Below are 19,704 nucleotides of genomic sequence, written 5' to 3' on the forward strand. Positions count from 1 at the left end.
ATGGCCTTCCCCGCGCCGGTTCAGGGGCTCGTCATCCGCTACAGTTATCTCTGGCGTCGGGAACAGGCGCGCGGGCAGGAAGAGGGCGTGAAGGATCGTCCCTGTGCCGTCATTCTTGCGACCGTTACCCAAGACGGGGAACAGATGGTAACGGTGCTTCCGATCACACATACACCGCCCGCCGATCCACATTCAGCCGTCGAAATCCCGGCGCGTACGAAAACTCGTCTGCGGCTTGACGACGAGCGCTCATGGGTGGTGCTGACCGAAGCCAATCGGTTCATCTGGCCGGGGCCGGATCTGCGGCCCCTTCGTACGGGCGATGCGGCCAGCATCGTCTACGGACAGCTCCCCTATGGTCTCATGGACGAGATCCGTACCCGTTTCATCGCCCTGTTGAAGGCAAGCCACAGCCGGATCGTTCAGCGCACGGAGTGAAGCGGGCCCGTGCCTCTGCCGCTGCCCGCCTGTGCCTCACTGTAGATGCGCTTGATCCACGCACCCGCAAGGGGTGCGACGTGTGCCTGGGGTTCGCGGAAATCGGGGCCGATGGGGCCATGATCACCCGGGGGTGGGGTGGTTGCAAGGGGGATATCTGCGGGGCGCGCGCGGGGCAGGGGGAACCGGTGGGGTCGGGCGTGGTTCGGGTGGCGGGTGGGCGGATGTCTGCCCATATGATAATGCGCCACAGCAGCAGGAGCCGGATCATGCCCGATCTTCATCCGCCCGAGGTGACCACCGCTTCGGATCGTGTTCCGGCGCCCGGCGAGGTTCGGGCCAATGGACGGCGGCCGCGGGTGGTGATTGTTGGCGCCGGCTTCGGCGGGTTGCAGGCGGCGAAGGCGCTGGATGGGGCGCCGGTGGAGGTGATCGTCGTCGACCGGCAGAACCATCACCTGTTTCAGCCGCTGCTGTATCAGGTGGCGACCGCGACCCTGTCGCCGGCCGATATCGCCTGGCCGATCCGCGCCATCCTGCGCCGGCAGGCCAATGCCACGGTGCTGATGGCCGAGGTGGACGGCGTCGACACCGCGCGGCGCGACGTGCGGGCGGGGGCGGCGCGCATTCCCTATGACCAGCTGATCCTGGCCACGGGCGCCACCCATTCCTATTTCGGCCACGATGAATGGGCGGGGGCGGCACCCGGGCTGAAGCGGATCGAGGATGCGACCACCATCCGGCGGCGGATCCTGCTCGCCTTCGAGCGGGCCGAGATGGCGCGGTCGGATGACGAGCGGCGCCGGCTGCTGACCTTCGTGGTGGTGGGCGGCGGCCCGACCGGGGTGGAGATGGCGGGCGCCATCGTCGAGATCGCCCGCAAGGTGCTGCCGCCGGATTTCCGGCTGGTCGATCCGCGCGCCGCCCGCATCGTGCTGGTCGAGGCCGGGCCGCGCATCCTGCCCGCCTTTCCCGAGGATCTGTCGGATTATGCCCGCCGCTCGCTGGAGGGGATGGGCGTGGAGGTGGCGACCGGCGCGCGGGTGACGGCCTGCGACGCGGACGGCGTGTCGGTGGCCCTGGCCGAGGGCGTGACGCCGGCCGCGGGCAGCGCGATCGAGGGCGGGCGGATCCCGGCTTCGACCATCATCTGGGGCGCGGGCGTGGTTGCCTCTCCCGCCGGCGGCTGGGTCGAGGCGCCGCGCGATCGCGCCGGGCGGATCCAGGTCGGCCCCGATCTGAGCGTGCCGGGGCATCCCGAAATCTTCGCGATCGGCGATACCGCCACCATCACCGACCCCGAGGGCCGGCCGGTGCCGGGTATTGCGCCGGCCGCCAAACAGATGGGCGATTACGTCGCCCGGGTGATCCGCGCCCGGGTGACCGGATCGGCGGACCCCGGCCCCTTCGCCTATCGTCATGAAGGCGATCTGGCGACTGTCGGCCGGCGCTCGGCCGTGGTGAAACGCGGCGGGCTGAAGCTGACCGGCTTCACCGGCTGGGCGTTCTGGGGCATCGCCCATGTCTATTTCCTGGTCGGGCTGCGCTATCGCATCGCCGTGGCGTTCAAATGGCTGTGGGATTATCTGACCCTGCAGCGCGGCGCCCGGCTGATCACCGGCACCGAGGAAGACGGGCCGGTGGGCCAGGCGGTGGTGCCGGCGGCTGAAGAGGCGGGGCGAGGCTGAGCCCCCCGTCAGACCGCCCCCCTCACACGGGCAGTTCGGTGGTCGACAGGATTTCTTTGAGCACGAAGAAGGTGCGGATCTGGCGCACGCCGGGAAGTTTGATGATCTCACCCGCATGCAACTTGTTGAAGCGGGCGAGATCGCGGGTGCGGAGCAGGAGGAAATAATCCACCTCGCCCGCCACCAGATGGCATTCCAGACAGCCGCTGAGGCTGCGGGCCGCGGTTTCGAAGGCCTCGAAGCTTTCGGGCGTTGAGCGGTCGAGCACCACGCCCACGAAGACCAGGGTGGTGAGGTCCACCGCCTGCGCATCGACCATGGCGACGGTGCGGCGGATGATGCCGCGCGCCTTCAGCTTCTCCACCCGCCGCAGACAGGCGGTGGCGCTGAGATTGACCCGCCGGGCCAGTTCCGTGTTGGGCAGATCCGCATCGCGCTGCAACTGGCGCAGGATGTTGCGGTCGATGCGGTCCAGGCTGTGATCATCCTCCATGGCGGGCCCTTTCGGATGGCGCAGGAAAACTGCGCCTTGGCCGGAAATCATGCAATTCAGAGCGGCTGATTGTCGAGATGGCGACCGATTGCGCGAAGATCGGGCCCGATAACGCATTTGCCCGAAAACCGGGTCCAGGGGACGATTTCAGGGTGGGCGGAGGGAGAAGCCCGCAACTTTAACGGGAGGTTCTGATCATGCATCTGGATCGTTTCGCGCGCCATCGCCTGACCTTCGGCCCGACCCCGATCGAGCGGCTGGACCGGCTGTCGGCGGCGCTGGGCGGGCACGTCACCATCTGGGCCAAGCGGGAGGACTGCAATTCGGGCCTGGCCTTCGGCGGCAACAAGCTGCGCAAGCTGGAATATCTGGTGCCCGAGGCCCTGGCCCAGGGGGCCGACACGCTGGTCACCATCGGCGGCATCCAGTCCAACCACACCCGCCAGGTGGCGGCGGTGGCGGCGAAGTTGGGCATGCGCTGCCGGCTGGTGCAGGAAAACTGGGTCGATTATCACGATGCGGTCTATGACCGGGTCGGCAATATTCTGATGAGCCGGATTATGGGCGCCGAGGTCGAACTGGTCGATGCCGGCTTCGGCATCTCGTTCAAGGAAAGCTGGGAACAGGCGCTGGAGGATGTCCGCCAGAGGGGCGGCCGGCCCTATGCCATTCCGGCCGGGGCGTCGGATCATCGCCTGGGCGGGCTGGGCTTCGTGGGCTTCGCCGAGGAGGTGCGGGCACAGGAACGCGAGCTGGGTGTGCGCTTCGACCATGTCATCGTCTGTTCGGTGACCGGCAGCACCCAGGCCGGCATGGTGGTGGGCTTCGCCGCCGATGGCCGGGCGCGGCAGGTGATCGGCATCGATGCATCGGCCACGCCCGACGAGACCCATGCCCAGATCCTGCGGATCGCAGAGCGCACCGCCGATCTGGTCGGGCTGGGCCGGCCGGTGACCGCCGAAGACGTGGTGCTGGAACGCGGCTATGCCTATCCGTCCTATGGCGTGCCGTCGCCCGAGACCAACGACGCGATCCGGCTGGCCGCCCGGACCGAGGGCATGATCACCGACCCGGTCTATGAGGGCAAATCCATGCAGGGGATGATCGACCTGATCCGCACCGGCCGGATCCCCGCGGGCGCCAATGTGCTCTATGCCCATCTGGGCGGGGTGCCGGCGATCAATGCCTACAGCTTCCAGTATCGCAACGGTTGAGGATCAGCCGGGGGCGGCACCGTCGATCATCTGACGGTCGGCTGCTCCCGCATCTCACGCCGCCCTGAGTTCCGGGATCGGCGGTTCCAGTTCTCCGGCATAGTGGCAGGCGACCTGGTGGTCGTCGGGGAAGCGGCGCAGGGCCGGTTTTTCGGTGCGGCAGCGGTCGGTGGCGAAGGGGCAGCGGCCGGCGAAGCGGCAGCCCGGGGGTGGGTCGATCGGGCTCGGCGGTTCGCCGGTGATGGTGAAGCGCTCCGCGGGCGCCGTGCCGGCATGGCGTTCCGGCGACAGCGCCGAGGCCATCAGCGACCAGGTATAGGGATGGCGGGCGCTGGCGAAGAGCCGGCCGGTCGGGGCCTGTTCGACGAATTCGCCCAGATACATCACCGCCACCCGGGTGCAGATGTGCTGTACCACCGCCAGATCGTGCGAGATGAAGACGTAGGTGAGGCCGCGATCGCGCTGCAGGCCCTTGAGCAGGTTCAGGATCTGGGCCTGGATGGCGACGTCCAGCGCCGAGACCGGCTCGTCGCAGACCACCAGTTTCGGGCTGGTGACCATGGCCCGCGCGATGCACAGCCGCTGGCGCTGGCCGCCCGAGAACTGGTGCGGGAACAGCCGGCGGGCATCGGGGTGCAGCCCCACCTGCCGGAACATGGCGTCGACCTGGCCGTCTCGGTCGGATTTCGCGCCCAGATTCATCAGGTCCAGCGGCTCACGCACTGCCGCACCGGCGCGCAGCCGCGGGTTCAGCGACGAGAACGGGTCCTGAAACACCATCTGGATCATCGGGCGGAGCCGGCGCAGCGCCTCGCCCGATGCGGTGCCGAGATCATGGCCGTCGAGGCGGATATGCCCCTCCACCGGATCGACCAGACGCATCAGCGCCCGGGCGGTGGTGGACTTGCCCGAGCCGCTTTCGCCGACGATGCCGAAGCATTCACCCTCTGCGACCTGAAAGCTGACCCCGTCGACCGCATGCACGGTCTTGCCCGAAGGCAGGGGGAAATGGACCTTGAGGTCTTCGACCGAAAACAGGCTCATGGCCGCGCCTCCGTGCCATGGGGGGTGACGTGCCAGCAGAGCGCCGCCTGGGCGGGGCCGGTCGGCACCAGCGGCGGCGCCTCGGCATGGCAGCGGGCATCGGCCAGGCCGCAGCGCGGGCCGAAACGGCAGGCCCGCGGGAAGCGGCCGAGCGGCGGCACCATGCCCGGGATCTCGCCCAGGCCGCGCGGATCGGGTTCAAGGGCGGCGGCGCCGAGCCGGAGCCGGGGCGTGCAGGACATGAGACCGCGCGTATAGGGATGCGAGGGGGCGCCCAGAATGGCATCGACCGGGCCGCGCTCGACGCATTTGCCGGCATAGAGCACGGCGACCTCGTCGGCCATGTCGGCGACCGCCCCCAGATCATGGGTGATCAGCAGGATGGCGGTGCCGGTGTCCATCTGGAGTTCGCGCAACAGCCTGAAGATCTGCGCCTGGACGGTGACGTCGAGGGCGGTGGTCGGCTCGTCGGCGATGATCACCCGCGGCCGGCAGGCCAGCGCGATGGCGATCATCACCCGCTGGCGCATGCCGCCCGACAGCTCGTGCGGATAGGCGTCGAGCCGCTGTTCGGGGCCGGGGATGTGGACCGCGCGCAGCATTTCCAGCGCGATCTCGCGCGCTTCCGCCCGGCTGCGGCCCTGGTGCAGTTCCACCACCTCGGCGATCTGCCGCCCCACGGTCATCACCGGGTTGAGCGAGGTCATCGGCTCCTGAAAGATCATCGAGATGGCGTTGCCGCGCAGCTGGCGCAGCCGCGGGGCGGCGAGGCGGGTCAGGTCTTCGCCGTCAAACAGGATCTCGCCGCCGGTGACGGCGAAGCGTTCAGGCAGCAGACCCATGGTGGCGAGTGCGGTCATCGACTTGCCGCAGCCGCTTTCGCCGACCACGCCCAGCGTGCGCCCGGCATGGAGGTCGAGCGAGACCCCGTCGAGGACCGAGAGCGACCGGCCGCCGATGTCGACCTCGACCTTCAGATCGCGGATGGAGAGGATCGGATCGGCCATCACCGCTTCCTCAGCTTGGGGTTCAGCGCATCATTGATGCCGTCGCCGACCAGGCTGATCGCCAGGACGGTGATGAAGATCGCCACACCCGGCAGGGTGACGGTCCACCAGGCATCGAGCAGGTAATTGCGGTTCTGGCCGATGATCAGCCCCCAGGACATGGTGTTGGGATCGCCGAGCCCCAGGAAGCTCAACCCCGCTTCGAACAGGATGGCGGTGCCGACGGCAAGGCCCGCCGCCACCACCAGCGGCGGCAGGGCGCCCGGCAGGATCACCCGGAAGATCAGATAGGCGTCGCGGGCGCCCGAGGTGCGGGCGGCGGCGACATAGTCGAGCTTGCGGATGCGCAGGAATTCCGCCCGGGCAAGGCGGGCCACCTGCGGCCAGGCGACCGCGCCGATCGCGACGGTGATGATCGGCAGCGAGGCGCCGAAGATGGTGACCAGCACCATGGCCAGCAGCAGCGGCGGCAGGATCTGGAAGAATTCCGTCACCTTCATCAGCGCCGCATCCATGACGCCGCCGAAATAGCCGGCGAGCGAGCCGATCAGAATGCCGATCCCCACCGAGATGGCGGCGGCGGTGCCGCCGACCGCAAGCGTCGCCCGGCCGCCGGCGATGATGCCGGCCAGGATGTCGCGGCCCAGATAATCGGTGCCGAAGGGCGCGTAGTCGCCCAGGGGCGGGGTGAAGGGTACGTCGACCATCGAATAGGGATCGACCGGGTAGAGAACCGGCCCGAGGAAGGTTGCAAGCAGCACCAGGGCCAGCAGCAGAATGCCCAGAATGGCCGACTGGTTGCGGGCGAAGGCGCGGAAGAACTCGACGGCCGGATGCACCGGGCGCGGTGCGTCCGGGGCCGGGTCGGCGGCGGGCGCGGTGACGCCTGCGGCGGTTGCGGTCTGGTCGGTCATCGCGGGGCTCCGGTGGCTTTGGGCTTGCGCGCGGCAGCGGGCTTGCGGGTGCGGATGCGCGGATCGACGAGGCCATAGGCGATGTCGGTGAGGATGTTGGCCACCACCACCAGGATCGCCGAGAAGAACAGGATCCCGAGCAGGGTGGGATAGTCGCGGCGCAGGATGCTTTCGAAGGCGAGCCGGCCGAGGCCCGGCCAGTTGAACACCGTCTCGACCAGCACGGCGCCGGCGAAAAGCTGGCCGAATTGCAGCCCGACCATGGTCACCACCGGGATCAGCGCATTGCGCAGCGCATGGCCATAGACCACGCGGCGCTCGCTCAACCCCTTGGCGCGGGCGGTGCGGATGTAATCGGCCCCCAGCACGTCGAGCATGGTGGCGCGCGACAGCCGGGAATAGATCGCGATGTAGATCGAGGCGAGCGTCACCGCCGGCAGCACCAGATGGTGGGCGACATCGGCCACGCCGCCGAGGAAGGTTTCGGCGCCGCGGACATCGGCCATGCCCGAGACCGGGAACAGCGGCAGGATCGACGAGAACAGGATGACCAGCATCAGCCCGGTCCAGAACACCGGCGCCGAATACCCGGCGAGCGAGACCAGCGTCACCAGATAGTTGAGCGGGCCGCGCGGCCGGCGGGCGGAGAAGATGCCGAGCAGCGTGCCGACCAGCACCGCGACCGCAAGCGCCGTCACCACCAGCAGGATCGTCGCCGGCAGCCGCTGGAGGATCAGCGACAGCACCGGTTCCTTGAAATAATAGGAGAAGCCGAAATCGCCGTGGAGGATCTTCCAGACATAGACCCCGAGCTGGACGTGCAGCGGCTGGTCGAGCCCGTATTCCGCCCGCATGCGGGCGATCAGCTCTTCCGAGGCGCCGCCCATCTCGCCGACGATGACCGAAACCGGATCACCCGGCGCCATCTGGATCAGCAGGAAGTTCAGCACCACCACCGCCAGCAGCAGGCCGAGGGTCGATGCCAGGCGGCTGAAAAGGGGAAGCAGGCGTTTCATGTCGTGCCCCGGCTCGTGGATCGGGTGGGACGGGCGGGCGCGGGGGAATGGATGGGGGTGATGCGACCCGGACAGGCCGCACCACCCACGCGCCGGCAGAGACGGTTACTTCTTGTCCCAGTAGACCTCGTCGAAGGGCGAGGCGGCACCCCAGATGGTGAGCGGCGGGTTCTTCAGGTTGGATTTGTAGACCGTGTTGAACGGCGAGACGTTCAGGTACAGGATCGGCGCGTCGTCGACGACGATCTTCTGGAACTCGGCATAGAGCGCCGCGCGCTTCGCCGGATCCATCTCCTGGCCGGCCTGTTCCAGAATGCGGTCGACGTCCGGGTTGCTGTACTGCTGGGTGTTGGACCAGATCACACCCTTGCGGATGTTCGACGACAGATAGGTGCGGTTCACGCCGATGACCGGGTCGCCCCAGTTGTAGACATTGTCTTCGGTGACGTCGAAATCATAGTTGGAGATGCGCTGCGCCCAGGTCGGGAAGTCGGGCGAATTGCGGACCTCGACCACGATGCCGACCTGGCGGAGCTGGGTGCGCAGATATTCGACGATGTTGCGGCCCTGATCGGTGAAGCCGGGGATGTAGTCGGCGGTCATCGTCAGGCGCACGCCATCGGCACCGGGCTTGAGCCCGGCCTTGTCGAGCAGCTCTTTCGCCTTGGCCAGATCCAGATCGTAATGTTCGACCTGATCGGTGGCGAGTGGCGAGGACGGCACGATCGGACCATAGGCCCGCTGGGCGATACCGCCGAGCAGACGGTCCAGGATGAACTTCTTGTCGATCGCATAGCCGATCGCGCGGCGCACATCGGGGTTGTCGAAGGGCGGCTTCTTCGTGTTGAAGGCCAGCCAGTTGAGCGCGCCGAAGCCGTCGGAGCCCTTGTCCGAGACGGTCAGCCCCTCGGTCTTCTGCAGCATCTGGACGTCGCGGACGGCCGAGACATAGGGCACCAGATCGATGTCGCCCCGGCGCATCGACAGCACCATGCTGGTCGGGTCGCCGATGATCTGGACGATCACCTCGTCCAGATAGGGGCGGCCCTTGATGAAGAAGTTCGGATTCTTCTTCAGCTTGTAGTATTCGCCCTGCTTGTATTCCTCGAAGACGAAGGGACCCGAGCCGACCGGCTTCAGGTTGGCGGGGTTGGACTGGATGTCGCCCTGGCCATAGACGTGTTCGGGCAGGATCGGCATCAGCGCCGGCGACATCGCCAGCAGCAGCGCCGGATGCGGATGGGCGAGTTTGATGACCGCGGTCTGAGGGTCCGGCGTTTCGACGTCGGTGACCGGCGCCAGCATGGTGGTGAAGGGGTGGTTCTTCTTGATCGTCATGATCGAGAATTTCACGTCTTCCGACGTGATCGGCTGGCCGTCATGGAAGGTCGCCCCCTCCACCAGATGCAGCGTCACCGACAGGCCGTCGGCCGCCACCTCCCAGCTTTTGGCCAGATAGGGCTGCGGGTTCCAGTTGGCGTCATAGCGCAGCGGACTGGCGAAGATCTGGGTCGAGGCAAGCGCCGTCGCCTGGCCGGACTGAATGGCGCCGTTGAAATGGCGCGGCACCTGGGTGGTGCCGACCACCAGCGTGCCGCCGTCTTCGGGCGCCGCCTGCGCACCCGCCCCGCCGAGCGCCGTGGCCCCAAGGGCGAGTGCGACCGCGGCCGCGAGCGTGAACTGCTTCAGTCTGTTCAGCATGTGATGCCGTCCCCCGTTCTTGTCAGGTCGATCTGGCCGTTTCGGCCTCTCTGTCAGCTCTGGTCTTGTTTTTGGGTCGTCTGTCTTGTGGTCGGCTGTCCTGTGGTCGGGAGGGCCGCGGTCAGGGCAGACCGTTCAGCCCCCGCAAGGCGGAGATGCCGGCCGTGATCGCAAGCAGGCCGATCGCGGCGCGGCGGTAGTTGCCCTCGCTCAACCGGGCGAAGACCCGGCCGCCGGCCCAGGTGCCGACGATCAGCGCCGGCAGCGCCACCAGGGCGGCGACGACCTGGTCGCGATGCAGCTGGCCGGCCAGGGCGAGGCCCGGCAGGGCCATGAGCGAGGTGAAGAAGAAGAAGACCATCAGCGAGGCGCGCACCCGTTTCGCCGGGGTGGCGGTGCCGAGGAAATAGGCGATGGCCGGCGGCCCCGGCATGGCGGCGAGCCCCGAGAACAGGCCGGCCACCAGGCCGGCGCCGACCGCGCTGCCGCGGCCCGGGCGCAGCAGCCCCTGGGGGCGGCCGATCAGCACGGCCAGGCCCAGCATCACCACGCCGGCGATCACGATGCGCATCACATCCGGGCTCAACCGGTCGAGCAGCCAGATGCCGGGCATGGTGCCCAGAACCGCACCCAGCGACAGGAAGGCGAGGGTGCGATGGTCGGTGTCGGCCCTGAGTGCCACCACGTCACGCAGGCCGACGAAGCTTTGCAGCAGCAGCGCCACCGCGACGGCCTGGGCGGGGGGAACGGCCAGGCTCATCAGCGGCACGGCGGCCAGCGCGAAGCCGAAGCCGGTGATCCCGCGAAGGATGGCCGCCGCGAAGACGGCCGGAACGACGATAAGAAGGGTGCCCGACATCCGGCTCCGGCTCAGTCGAAATTGATGACGATGGTCTTCTTGCGGGTGAAGTGCTCCAGCATCGCTTCCAGCGAGGCTTCCTTGCCGAGCCCCGAGCGGCCGAAACCACCATAGGAGACATTGGGCTGGATGGTCAGGTTCTGGTTCACCTGCACATAGCCGGCATCGATGCGCTGGGTGGCATCGAGCGCGGTGGAGAGAGAGGCGGTCCAGACCGTGGCCGCAAGCCCGTAATGGGTGGCGTTGGCGCGGGCGATCACCGCGTCGTAATCCGTCCAGGGCTGGATGACCGCCACGGGGCCGAAGATCTCTTCCTGCACGCAGGGGTGATCATCGGCGATGTCGGTGAGCAGGGTGGGCTGCATGAACAGCGCAGGATCGAGGGCGGGATCTTCCGGCAGACGGCCGCAGCGGGTGATGCGGGCGCCGTCGCCCTCGGCCAGATCCAGATAGCGGCGGATGGTCGCCATCTGCTTCGCCGAGATGATCGTGCCGACATCGGTCGCCTCGTCGAGCGGATCGCCGATGACCAGCTGGTCGAGCCGGGCGGTGAGCGCCGCCAGAAAGGCGTCGTACAGCGCCTGATGGACATAGATCCGGCTGGAGGCGGTGCAGCTCTGGCCCTGGCGGGTGAAGCGCATGCCCGAAACCGCGCCCTCGACCGCCTTGGCCAGATCGGCATCGGCGCAGACGATCATCGGGCTCTTGCCGCCCAGCTCCAGGCTGACCGGCACGATCCGCCGGGCGCCGGCCTCGTAGACCGCCTGGCCGACCGCTTCCGACCCGGTGAAGGTGATCTTGGCGACATCGGGATGGCTCGTCAGGGCGGCACCGCAGAGGGCGCCGGTTCCCGAGACGACATTGATCACGCCGGCGGGCAGGTGGCGGGCCAGGATGGCGGCGGCGGCGAAGGTGGCATAGGGCGCCTCTTCCGAGGCCTTGACCACCACCGTATTGCCGGCAACCAGCGCGGGCGCGATCTTCAGCATCATCAGCACCAGCGGCACGTTCCAGGGCAGGATCGCGGCGACGACGCCCAGCGGCTCGCGGGTGGTCATGGTCAGCATGCGTGGGTTGAAGGGGATGGTCTCACCCTTCAGTTCCGATCCGAGCCCGCCATAGAATTCCAGGATGTCGGCGGCGGTGCGCAGCTCGCCCCGGCATTCGGTGCGGATCGCCTTGCCGGTTTCCAGCGCCAGCACCCGGGCCAGATCCTCCAGCTCGTCGAGGATGGCACGGCCGGCGGCGGCGACCCGGCGGCCGCGATCGCGGGCCGGCATCGCCGCCCAGCCGGGCCAGGCCGCCCGGGCCGCCGCGACGGCGGCATCCACTTCGGCCGGGCCCGATGCGGCGGTGACGCCGATGTCTGCGCCGGTGGCAGGCGCGATCACCGGCAGGGTCGCCGCGGCGGCAAGGCGCTCGCCGCCGATCAGGTTCAGGCCCTGCCAGGCGGCGATGATGGCGTCGGCGGCCGGGGCTGTGGACGTCTGCACGGTCATGATGCGGGGCTCCGGGGGACGAGGAAGATGAGAGGGGCGGCCATCAGTCTGCGTCGCCGCGCAGCAGGGCGGCGAGGTCGAGGCCGGGGGTGCTGGCGATGGCCATCAGCCGGGTGGCGGACGCCTGATCCGGGGCCTCGGCGCCGAACTCCCACTGACCCTGCACCCATTGCAGCAGCTGGGGGTGGGGGGCATCGGTGAACTGCACCCAGCCCTTCAGGCGCAGCAGGCTGCGCGGCAGGCGGCCGAGCGCCCGGTTCAGGGCGGCACGGTCGAAGGGCTGCGGGTCGGTCAGCGTCAGCGGATGGAAGATGCGGTCGTGGCCGGCGTGGTGATGGCCGTGCGGGGCGGCCGCGAAGATGGTGACCTCGTCGCGCATCAGCAGCGCGGCCGGGATTTCGGCCCGCACGGTTTCGATCACCGGCCGGCCGGGGGCCAGGCGGCGCAGCGCCGCCCGCGCGGCATCGCGCGCCTGCGGGCCGGCCATGTCGACGCGGTTGAGCAGGATCAGATCGGCGCCGTCGAACTGGCGGGCGACGGTGTCGCCGACCAGCGGATCTTCCAGCTGGTCGGGCAGGTTGGCGGCATCGGCGAGCGTCACCACCAGATCCAGATGCAGGGCCGGGTCGAGCAGGGCGTATTCGGCCACCCGCCGCGGCTCTCCCACACCGCTGGTCTCGATCAGGATCCGCGCCGGGCCTGCCGCGACCGCCCGTGCGATGGCCGAAGCCAGCCCGTCGGCCATGGAACAGCAGATGCAGCCATTGGCGAGTTCGAAGGTGAGGCCGTCGCCGGAGTTGAGGACGGCGGCATCGACGTTGATTTCGCCGAAATCATTGACCAGAACCGCAGTGCGGGCCGGGCTTTCGGCCAGCAGCCGGTTCATCAGCGTGGTCTTGCCGCTGCCGAGAAAGCCGCCGATCACCGAGACCGGTATGGTCGCAGGCGGGGGCGACATCACGCGGCTCCGATCGCGCTCTGGTGCGGCGTGCCGCCCAGGATGGTGCCCCAGATCCGGACATCCTTCAGCGCCTGGGGCGCGATCCCGGTGGGATCGTCCTCCAGCACCGCGAAATCGGCATATTTCCCGACCTCGATCGAGCCGACCACATGGTCGAGACGCAGCTGCCAGGCGGCGCCCAGCGTGATGGCGTGGAGCGCGTCGGCGACGCTGATCTTCTCTTCCGGGCCAAGCTCGCGACCGGTGGCCGTCTGCCGGTTGACCGCACACCAGGCGGTGAAGAGGGGGGCGAGCGGGGTGATCGGCGCATCGGAATGCATGGCGAAGCGCACCCCTTCGGCCATGGCCGTGCCGCAGGCATCCATGCGCCGGGCGCGATCGGGGCCCATGGTCAGGGCGGCGTGCTGATCGCCCCAGTAATAGATGTGGTTGGCGAACAGATTGGCGGCGATGCCGAGCGCCGCCATGCGCCGGAACTGCGCGGCATCGGCCATCTGGCAGTGCTGAAGCACATGGCGATGATCGGGGAAGGGGGCCTCCGCCAGGGCTTCGGCCAGGCAGTCGATGGCGAATTCCGAGGCCTGGTCGCCATTGACATGGATGTGCATCTGGATGCCGGCGGCGTTATAGGCCTTCATCTGCGCCTTCAGCACGGCCGGCGGCTGGTTCCAGATGCCGTTGGGGGCGCCGTTGTGATAGCCGGGCCATTTCAGCCGGGCGGTGAAGCCCTGGATGGAGCCGTCGGTCATCACCTTGACGAGGCCCGGGTGGAATTTGTCGTTGGCGCGCTCTTTCAGAACCGCCATGCGGGCGATGCCGGCCTCGGGCGCCCAGGCGGCGGCGGCCATGGCCGGGGCGATGCGCACCGGGAAATCCTCGGCCGTGGTGGCGGCGACATAGGCATCGAGCGCGGCATCGTCGAGCGGCGCATAAAGATCGGTGCAGGTGGTGACCCCGGCATTGGTGGCGGAGCGGCCGAAACGGCGGAGCGAGGCGATGCTGGTTTCGGTGAGGGCGAATTTCGCGCCCACGGCCTGGCGGGCATACTGCATCGCCGCCATTTCCTGCAACTCGCCGGTGATGTCGCCCTGGCCGTCGCGCAGGATGCCCTCGACGCCGGTCACCTGGAAGAGGCCGCCCCGGTCCAGCACCACGGTGTTGACGTTCATGATGTGGAAGCTGGCATGCATGACCAGCACCGGCCGGGTGGTCGACACCCGGTCCAGATCATGGCGGGTCATCCGCGCGCCGCCGTAATAGATCGGATCGAAGCCCCAGGCGAGCAGCGGCTGATCGGGATCGGTGAGGGCCGCTTCCGCCCGCTGCAGGCGCTGGACCGCGTCTTCGATGGATCTGATCCCGCCTTCCAGGCTGCCTTCGGGGGAATGGCGCGGGAAGAAGCCGAGGAAGGTATCGGCCCAGACGGCGCCTTCCATCGCATGGCAATGCGCCTCGATCAGGCCGGGCATCAGCACCTTATCGGCAAAACGATCATCGATCGGGGCCCCCCAGCCGGCCGCATCCTCGGCATCCCCGACCGCCAGGATCCGCCCCTCGCGCAGCGCCACATGGGTGGCGACGGGGCGGTTGCGCGCCATGGTCAGGATTTTCCGGGCGCGGAAGACCTTGATCGGTTCGGACATCGGGTTCCCTCATCAGCAGCGGTCTTCACGACGCTATGAGGGTGGGGCAAAGGGGGACAGGGCCAGGGGGGGAGGTTGGGATGGGCCAGGATCGTCCGGCTGGTATGTCCTGGCCCGGGCGTCGAAGGATGCCGGTCAGCCCCTGGTACAGGTGGCATGGCCACACCAGCGCCTCGCGGGAGCTGGTGTGGCTGCTGCCGTCAGACCGGTGTTTCAGGCGACGGATCCGTCAACGCGGATCAACCGGAACCGCAGGGCCGCCGCGCGCGGCGATGTCGGCTCCGGCATCCAGAAGCAGATCCTCGCGGAAGCGGGCGGCGATGAGCTGGACGCCGACCGGCGACCGGCCTTTCATGCCGGTTGCCACCGAAAGGCCCGGCAGAGCCAGGAAGGGAATGCCGAGCTGGGGAAGCTGGGCATCCCAGACGCGAAGATAGGCCTCTGCGTCCTTCAGGTCTTCATTGAAGGGGAAGGGCAATTCGGCCGAATTCGGCATCAGCAGGATCGGATAATCCTGGAAGAACATCTGCCATTTGCGCGCAAGCGTGGCGCGGGTTTTCAGCAGGCCGTGGAGTTCGGGCAAGCCTATGGAGCGGGCCAGTTTCTCCTGACCGCGCAGCATGGCGATCACGCCCGGATCGCCATCGGCCTCGGCCGCGGCGAGCGTGCCGTCGAAATCCTCGGAGAGCCAGAGTTTGACCTGGGCCTCGCCGGCCTCTTTCAGGGGCGGGATGGTGTCGATCTCGTCGACCTGCCAGCCTGCGTCGCGCAGCCGTTCCGCCGCGTCAAGCAGGGCTTCGACGATGGCATCCTGCGTATCCAGCCCGTCCGGCCGCAGCGACAGAGCCACCCGGCGGGGGACATCCGGCCCTTTCAGCGGGACGGGCGCATACCAGGGGTCGCGCGGGTCGGGCTGCGCCATCGCCTCGAAAGCCAGGCGCAGGTCGTCGATGGTGCGCGCCAGCGGGCCGGACACCGACATGAGCTGGCCCGAAATCCCGCGTTCGGGAAGGCTGGGATTATAGTTCGGCACCCTGCCCAGCGTCGGCCGCAGCCCATGCACCCCGCAGGCATAGGCCGGGTAGCGCACCGATCCGCCGATATCCGTCCCATGCGCGATGGCGCCGATGCCACTCGCCACGGCCGATGCCGCTCCGCCGGAGGAACCGCCGGGGGTGATGCCCTTGTCGAACGGGTTGTAATTGTCGGGATAAAGCCGGGAGGTGGTGAACCATCGGACCCCGAAGGAGGGCATGTTCGAGCGTCCGATCGACACCGCGCCGGCGCGTTCGAGATTGTCGACAACCGGGCCGTTTTCGGCCGCGATGTTGTTTTTGTAGGCGACCACGCCAAAGGTCGTGGCAAAGCCGGCCTCGTCATTGGTGACTTTGATCGTCACCGGCACGCCTGCCAGCGGTCCGGGATCGCGGCCCGCCAGGATCATGGCGTCGACCTCGGCGGCGCGTGCCAGCGATCGCTCGGGGTTGTAGTCGACGATGGCATTGATCAGCGGGTTGACCGCTTCCAGCCGCTGAAGTGCCGATTGCGTCGCCTCGACCGCCGTGAAGGTCCCGGCGCGGACGCCGGCGGCGATGTCGACCGCGGAAAGTTTCCAGATGTCCGACGTCATGCTTCCTGTTCCTCTGTTATTCAAGGTTTCTTTGTTTCAACGAAGCGAAGCGGGTGCGCTGCCACCCCCCGGATTTGTTCCTCCTGCGGCAACAGGACGGAAACGGGCGAAATCCCAGTCCCGGCCGGGGGCAGCGGCCAGCAGGTTTCTGGTGTAGTCATGTTGCGGCGCGGTCAGTACGGCTGCCGACGGCCCCCATTCCACGAGGTGTCCGCGCTGCATCACGGCAATCTCGTCGCAGATCCTGGCCGCGACCCGCAGATCGTGCGTGATGAAGAGAATGGCGACGCCCATCTCGGCCTGTATCTGTTCCAAAAGATCAAGAACCTGCGCCTGAACCGATACGTCCAGGGCCGAGACGGCTTCATCTGCGACGAGCACGTCGGGTTTGACCGCAATGGCTCGTGCGATGGCGATACGCTGGCGCTGGCCGCCTGAGAACTGGTGAGGCAAACGGTCTGCCGCATCTTCGGGCAGGCCGACTTTGACCAGAAGCTCACGGGCAAGCGCCAGCGCCTCGGCATGGGGCATGCCGTAGTTGATCGGCGCTTCGGCGATGGTTTCGCCAATTCTGACACGGGGATTGAGCGATTGGTACGGGTCCTGAAACACCATCTGGATACGCCGCCGCATGGCGCGCAACGACATCCCTTGCAGGCTGTCCATGTGATGACCGCAAATCCGGATCGCACCTTTATCCGGTGTTTCAAGCCGCATCACGCAACGTGCAAGCGTGGATTTCCCCGATCCGCTTTCTCCGACGATCCCCAGGGTCCGGCCCGGCTTGAGACGGAGTGAAATGTCGTCGAGCGCCTGCACCTTGCGACCACGGCTAAGCAAACCTCTGCGGCCAAAGGTCTTCTCAACCGTCTCCAGTTCGAGCGCAGCACCGTTGCCGGTATCCGGCCGTGCCGGCCGAGGCTCAAGCCCCGGCACCGCCTGCAAAAGCCCTCGCGTGTAGCTTTGCGACGGGTTGCTCAATATGTCGCGCAAGGGACCGGCTTCGACCAAAAGGCCGGCATTCACCACTGCCACGCGATCGGCTATTTCCGCCACCACGCCCATATCGTGGGTGATGAAGAGAATTGCCGTCCCGTGATCGCGCTGCAGTGTCCGGAGCAGATGCAGGACCTGCTTTTGCGTCGTCACATCGAGTGCGGTCGTCGGCTCGTCGGCAATCAGCAAGGCCGGCTCAAGTACCAGCGCCATGGCGATCATGACGCGCTGGCGCTGGCCGCCCGACAATTCACCCGGATAGGCGCGCATGATCGTCGGTGGATCCGGCAGATTGACGCTTTCCAGGACTTGAAGAATCCTGGCGCGTCTGTCCGCTGCGCTGAACTGAGTGTGGATGCGCAGGACTTCATCGATCTGAGCGCCGATCCGCATGACCGGATTGAGCGCGGTCATCGGTTCCTGGAAGATCATCGACATGCGTGTTGTCCGCAAGGCCTGCAAGCGCTTGCGCGGCGCGCCGATCAGTTCTTCTCCGCAAAGACGGATGCTGCCACCACTGACTTCAAGTTCGGCTTCCGGCAGGAGACCCATCGTCGCCAGAGAGGTCAGCGATTTTCCGGAACCGCTTTCCCCCACAAGGCAGAGTGTTTCCCCCGCCCTGAGCGACAGGTTTATGTTCTGAAGGAGGGGGACGCCGGTGCCCCCCCGGATACGGATCGTCAGATCGCTGATATCCAGAACGGGCGTATCGGAGGATGTTCCGGTCATCTCACGCCCTTCCCTTCCTGCTGCGTGGGTCGAAATGGTCCCGCAGCACGTCACCCAGCATGTTGGCGGCAAGGATGACCAGAGACAGGACAAGAGCTGGCCAGAAGATCATGCCCGGCCGTAGCGAGAAGAACATCCGCCCTTCGGACATGATATTGCCCCATGAGGGGATATCGGGGCTGATACCGACGCCGAGGAAGGACAGCACGGCCTCCGTCAGAATGGCGGACGCAAAAACATAGCTGCCCTGTACCAGGAGCGGTGCGACGGTCGAGGGAATCAGATGCCGCCACATGAGCTTGCCGGTCCGGGTGCCCGATATCCGGGCCGCCTCTACGAAGGGAGCGGAACGGGTCGACAGGATGACGGCGCGCACGATCCGGGCAACACGTGGTATTTCGGGGATCGTGATCGCTATGAGAACTGTGCCCACGGAAGCGCCTGCCAGGGCAACGATCGCGACCGCGAGCAGCACGGCGGGCATGGCCATCAGCCCGTCCATGGCGCGCATGATCACGGCATCCGCCAAGCGGAATAGCCCTGAAACAAGCCCGATGACAAGGCCGGACCCGACTGCCAGCAGCGTGGCGCCCACGCCGATGACCAGCGAGATGCGTCCGCCGAATATCACGCGGGAGAAGATGTCGCGGCCATAAGCATCGGTTCCCATCAGATGGTCTACAGATGCAGGCTTAAGCCTTGATGCCATGTCGAGCGCCAGCGGATCATGGGTGGCCAGTACCGGCGCGAGGATCGAGATAACGACAATGATGCAGAGAACTGTGACGCTGAACGCAGTCACCAGCCCATTGAGACCACTCGTGAGGCGAGACAGAACGCTGAACAGCGCCGGGCGCGACAACGCGGGTCGGATGAGATCCGGCATCAATACTTTATCCTTGGGTCGAAAAGGCTGTAGGCCACGTCGATCAGCAGGTTGATGAGCACATAGACCGCGCTTGTCAGGAGGATCATCGCCTGGATAACCGGGTAGTCACGGGCCAGCACGGCATCAATCGTCAGCCGGCCGAGGCCAGGCAGATTGAACACGCTTTCAGTCACGACCACGCCTGATATCAAAAGCGCAAGGCCGGTACCGATGATGGTCAGGATCGGAATGGCGGCATTGCGCAGTGCATGACGAAACAGAACCCGAGGCTCGGAGCAGCCTTTGGCACGGGCCGTGCGCACGAAATCCTCGTGGATGACGTCGAGCATGGCCGCACGCGTCATCCGGGCAATCAACGCGACATAAACGATCGACAGCGCGACGCCTGGCAGGATGGCGTGCGACAGAAAAGGGCCCGGCCCGCTCGACAGCGAGGCGAACCCCTGAACCGGCAGCCAGCGAAGGTCGATGGCAAACAGCCGGATAAGCATATAGGCGATGACGAAGACCGGCACCGAAAACCCCAACACGGAAAAGGCGACCATGCCGCGGTCGATCCAGCTGCCGTGTTTCCAGGCCGTCAGCACACCCAACGGCACGGCCACGATGACCGACATGGTGATCGTGAAAAGTGCGATGGAGAGTGTCGGTTCGAGCCTCTGCGCAATGAGTTCGGACACAGGCAGGCCGGATATCAGCGATTTACCGAAATCGAAGTGGGCGATCTGCCCGATCCATGTCCAGAACTGGACAAGGAGCGGCTGGTCGAGCGACAGAGCCTTGCGAATCTGCTGCAACTGCTCCTCTGTCGCCTGATCTCCGGCGAGAGCCACGGCCGGATCTCCGGGCGTCAGCCGCAGGAGCAGGAACACAAAGATCGCGACGAAGGCCATCACCGGCACTGTCGCCAGCACCCGCTTGAGACTGTAGAAAAACATGGGCGCTCCCTCGGCCGGAAGGGCGGCCCGTCAGACGCGCCGCCC

At 67.1% G+C, this 19,704-nt stretch carries 17 protein-coding genes; 3 read left to right on the forward strand and 14 right to left on the reverse strand.

From position 1 onward, the window contains the following. Nucleotides 1-438, forward strand: a complete 438-nt coding sequence (locus WI697_RS10200) for a type II toxin-antitoxin system PemK/MazF family toxin (RefSeq protein ID WP_062763582.1) — start codon at nt 1-3, stop codon at nt 436-438. A 269-nt stretch (nt 439-707) separates the two neighbouring features. Then, on the forward strand, nt 708-2,126 hold the full coding sequence (locus WI697_RS10205) for an NAD(P)/FAD-dependent oxidoreductase (protein ID WP_345958363.1): 1,419 nt from the start codon (nt 708-710) through the stop codon (nt 2,124-2,126). A gap of 22 nt (nt 2,127-2,148) precedes the next feature. Here the strand turns inward: WI697_RS10205 and WI697_RS10210 are convergent, their stop codons facing one another. Next, nucleotides 2,149-2,619, reverse strand: a complete 471-nt coding sequence (locus WI697_RS10210; RefSeq protein WP_345958364.1) for an Lrp/AsnC family transcriptional regulator — start codon at nt 2,617-2,619, stop codon at nt 2,149-2,151. 197 nt (nt 2,620-2,816) lie between these two features. On the opposite strand from WI697_RS10210, the gene WI697_RS10215 reads away from it, so the two are divergent. Then, complete coding sequence (locus WI697_RS10215) at nt 2,817-3,833, forward strand: 1-aminocyclopropane-1-carboxylate deaminase (protein WP_345958365.1); 1,017 nt, start codon at nt 2,817-2,819, stop codon at nt 3,831-3,833. A 54-nt stretch (nt 3,834-3,887) separates the two neighbouring features. Here the strand turns inward: WI697_RS10215 and WI697_RS10220 are convergent, their stop codons facing one another. The 13 genes from WI697_RS10220 to WI697_RS10280 all read right to left on the reverse strand — a co-directional run bounded on the left by WI697_RS10220 (nt 3,888) and on the right by WI697_RS10280 (nt 19,659). Continuing rightward, nucleotides 3,888-4,877, reverse strand: coding sequence for an ABC transporter ATP-binding protein (locus tag WI697_RS10220; RefSeq protein WP_345958366.1), 990 nt, complete (start codon nt 4,875-4,877; stop codon nt 3,888-3,890). Then, nucleotides 4,874-5,884 (reverse strand): ABC transporter ATP-binding protein, encoded by a 1,011-nt coding sequence (locus WI697_RS10225; protein ID WP_062763589.1) that lies wholly within the window; start codon nt 5,882-5,884, stop codon nt 4,874-4,876. The genes WI697_RS10220 and WI697_RS10225 overlap by 4 nt, the downstream gene beginning before the upstream one ends. Then, entirely contained in the window at nt 5,884-6,798 is a 915-nt protein-coding gene (locus WI697_RS10230) for an ABC transporter permease (RefSeq protein ID WP_345958367.1), read from the reverse strand. Before WI697_RS10230 ends, WI697_RS10225 begins: the two co-directional genes overlap by 1 nt. Continuing rightward, nucleotides 6,795-7,814, reverse strand: a complete 1,020-nt coding sequence (locus WI697_RS10235) for an ABC transporter permease (protein WP_345958368.1) — start codon at nt 7,812-7,814, stop codon at nt 6,795-6,797. The genes WI697_RS10230 and WI697_RS10235 overlap by 4 nt, the downstream gene beginning before the upstream one ends. A gap of 105 nt (nt 7,815-7,919) precedes the next feature. After that, entirely contained in the window at nt 7,920-9,515 is a 1,596-nt protein-coding gene (locus WI697_RS10240; RefSeq protein ID WP_345958369.1) for an ABC transporter substrate-binding protein, read from the reverse strand. A 121-nt stretch (nt 9,516-9,636) separates the two neighbouring features. After that, nucleotides 9,637-10,374: a sulfite exporter TauE/SafE family protein gene (locus WI697_RS10245; RefSeq protein WP_062763592.1), complete on the reverse strand. Its 738-nt coding sequence runs from the start codon at nt 10,372-10,374 to the stop codon at nt 9,637-9,639. Nucleotides 10,375-10,385: 11 nt separating this feature from the next. Continuing rightward, on the reverse strand, nt 10,386-11,873 hold the full coding sequence (locus WI697_RS10250; RefSeq protein WP_345958370.1) for an aldehyde dehydrogenase family protein: 1,488 nt from the start codon (nt 11,871-11,873) through the stop codon (nt 10,386-10,388). A gap of 43 nt (nt 11,874-11,916) precedes the next feature. Beyond that, on the reverse strand, nt 11,917-12,831 hold the full coding sequence (locus tag WI697_RS10255) for a CobW family GTP-binding protein (RefSeq protein ID WP_345958371.1): 915 nt from the start codon (nt 12,829-12,831) through the stop codon (nt 11,917-11,919). Continuing rightward, on the reverse strand, nt 12,831-14,477 hold the full coding sequence (locus WI697_RS10260; protein WP_345958372.1) for an amidohydrolase: 1,647 nt from the start codon (nt 14,475-14,477) through the stop codon (nt 12,831-12,833). Before WI697_RS10260 ends, WI697_RS10255 begins: the two co-directional genes overlap by 1 nt. Before the next feature lie 229 nt (nt 14,478-14,706). Beyond that, a complete protein-coding gene (locus tag WI697_RS10265) occupies nt 14,707-16,107 on the reverse strand; it encodes an amidase family protein (protein ID WP_345958373.1) in 1,401 nt (466 codons plus the stop codon). Between the two features lie 36 nt (nt 16,108-16,143). Beyond that, the gene (locus tag WI697_RS10270; RefSeq protein ID WP_345958374.1) at nt 16,144-17,832 is read right to left on the reverse strand and encodes an ABC transporter ATP-binding protein; all 1,689 of its coding nucleotides are present in this window, start codon (nt 17,830-17,832) and stop codon (nt 16,144-16,146) included. Nucleotide 17,833: 1 nt separating this feature from the next. Next, entirely contained in the window at nt 17,834-18,718 is an 885-nt protein-coding gene (locus WI697_RS10275) for an ABC transporter permease (protein ID WP_345958375.1), read from the reverse strand. Then, nucleotides 18,718-19,659, reverse strand: a complete 942-nt coding sequence (locus WI697_RS10280; RefSeq protein WP_345958376.1) for an ABC transporter permease — start codon at nt 19,657-19,659, stop codon at nt 18,718-18,720. Before WI697_RS10280 ends, WI697_RS10275 begins: the two co-directional genes overlap by 1 nt. Between the last annotated feature and the right edge of the window lie 45 nt (nt 19,660-19,704).

The sequence above is a fragment of the Tistrella mobilis genome, from assembly GCF_039634785.1.
Taxonomy (GTDB): Bacteria; Pseudomonadota; Alphaproteobacteria; order Tistrellales; family Tistrellaceae; genus Tistrella; species Tistrella mobilis.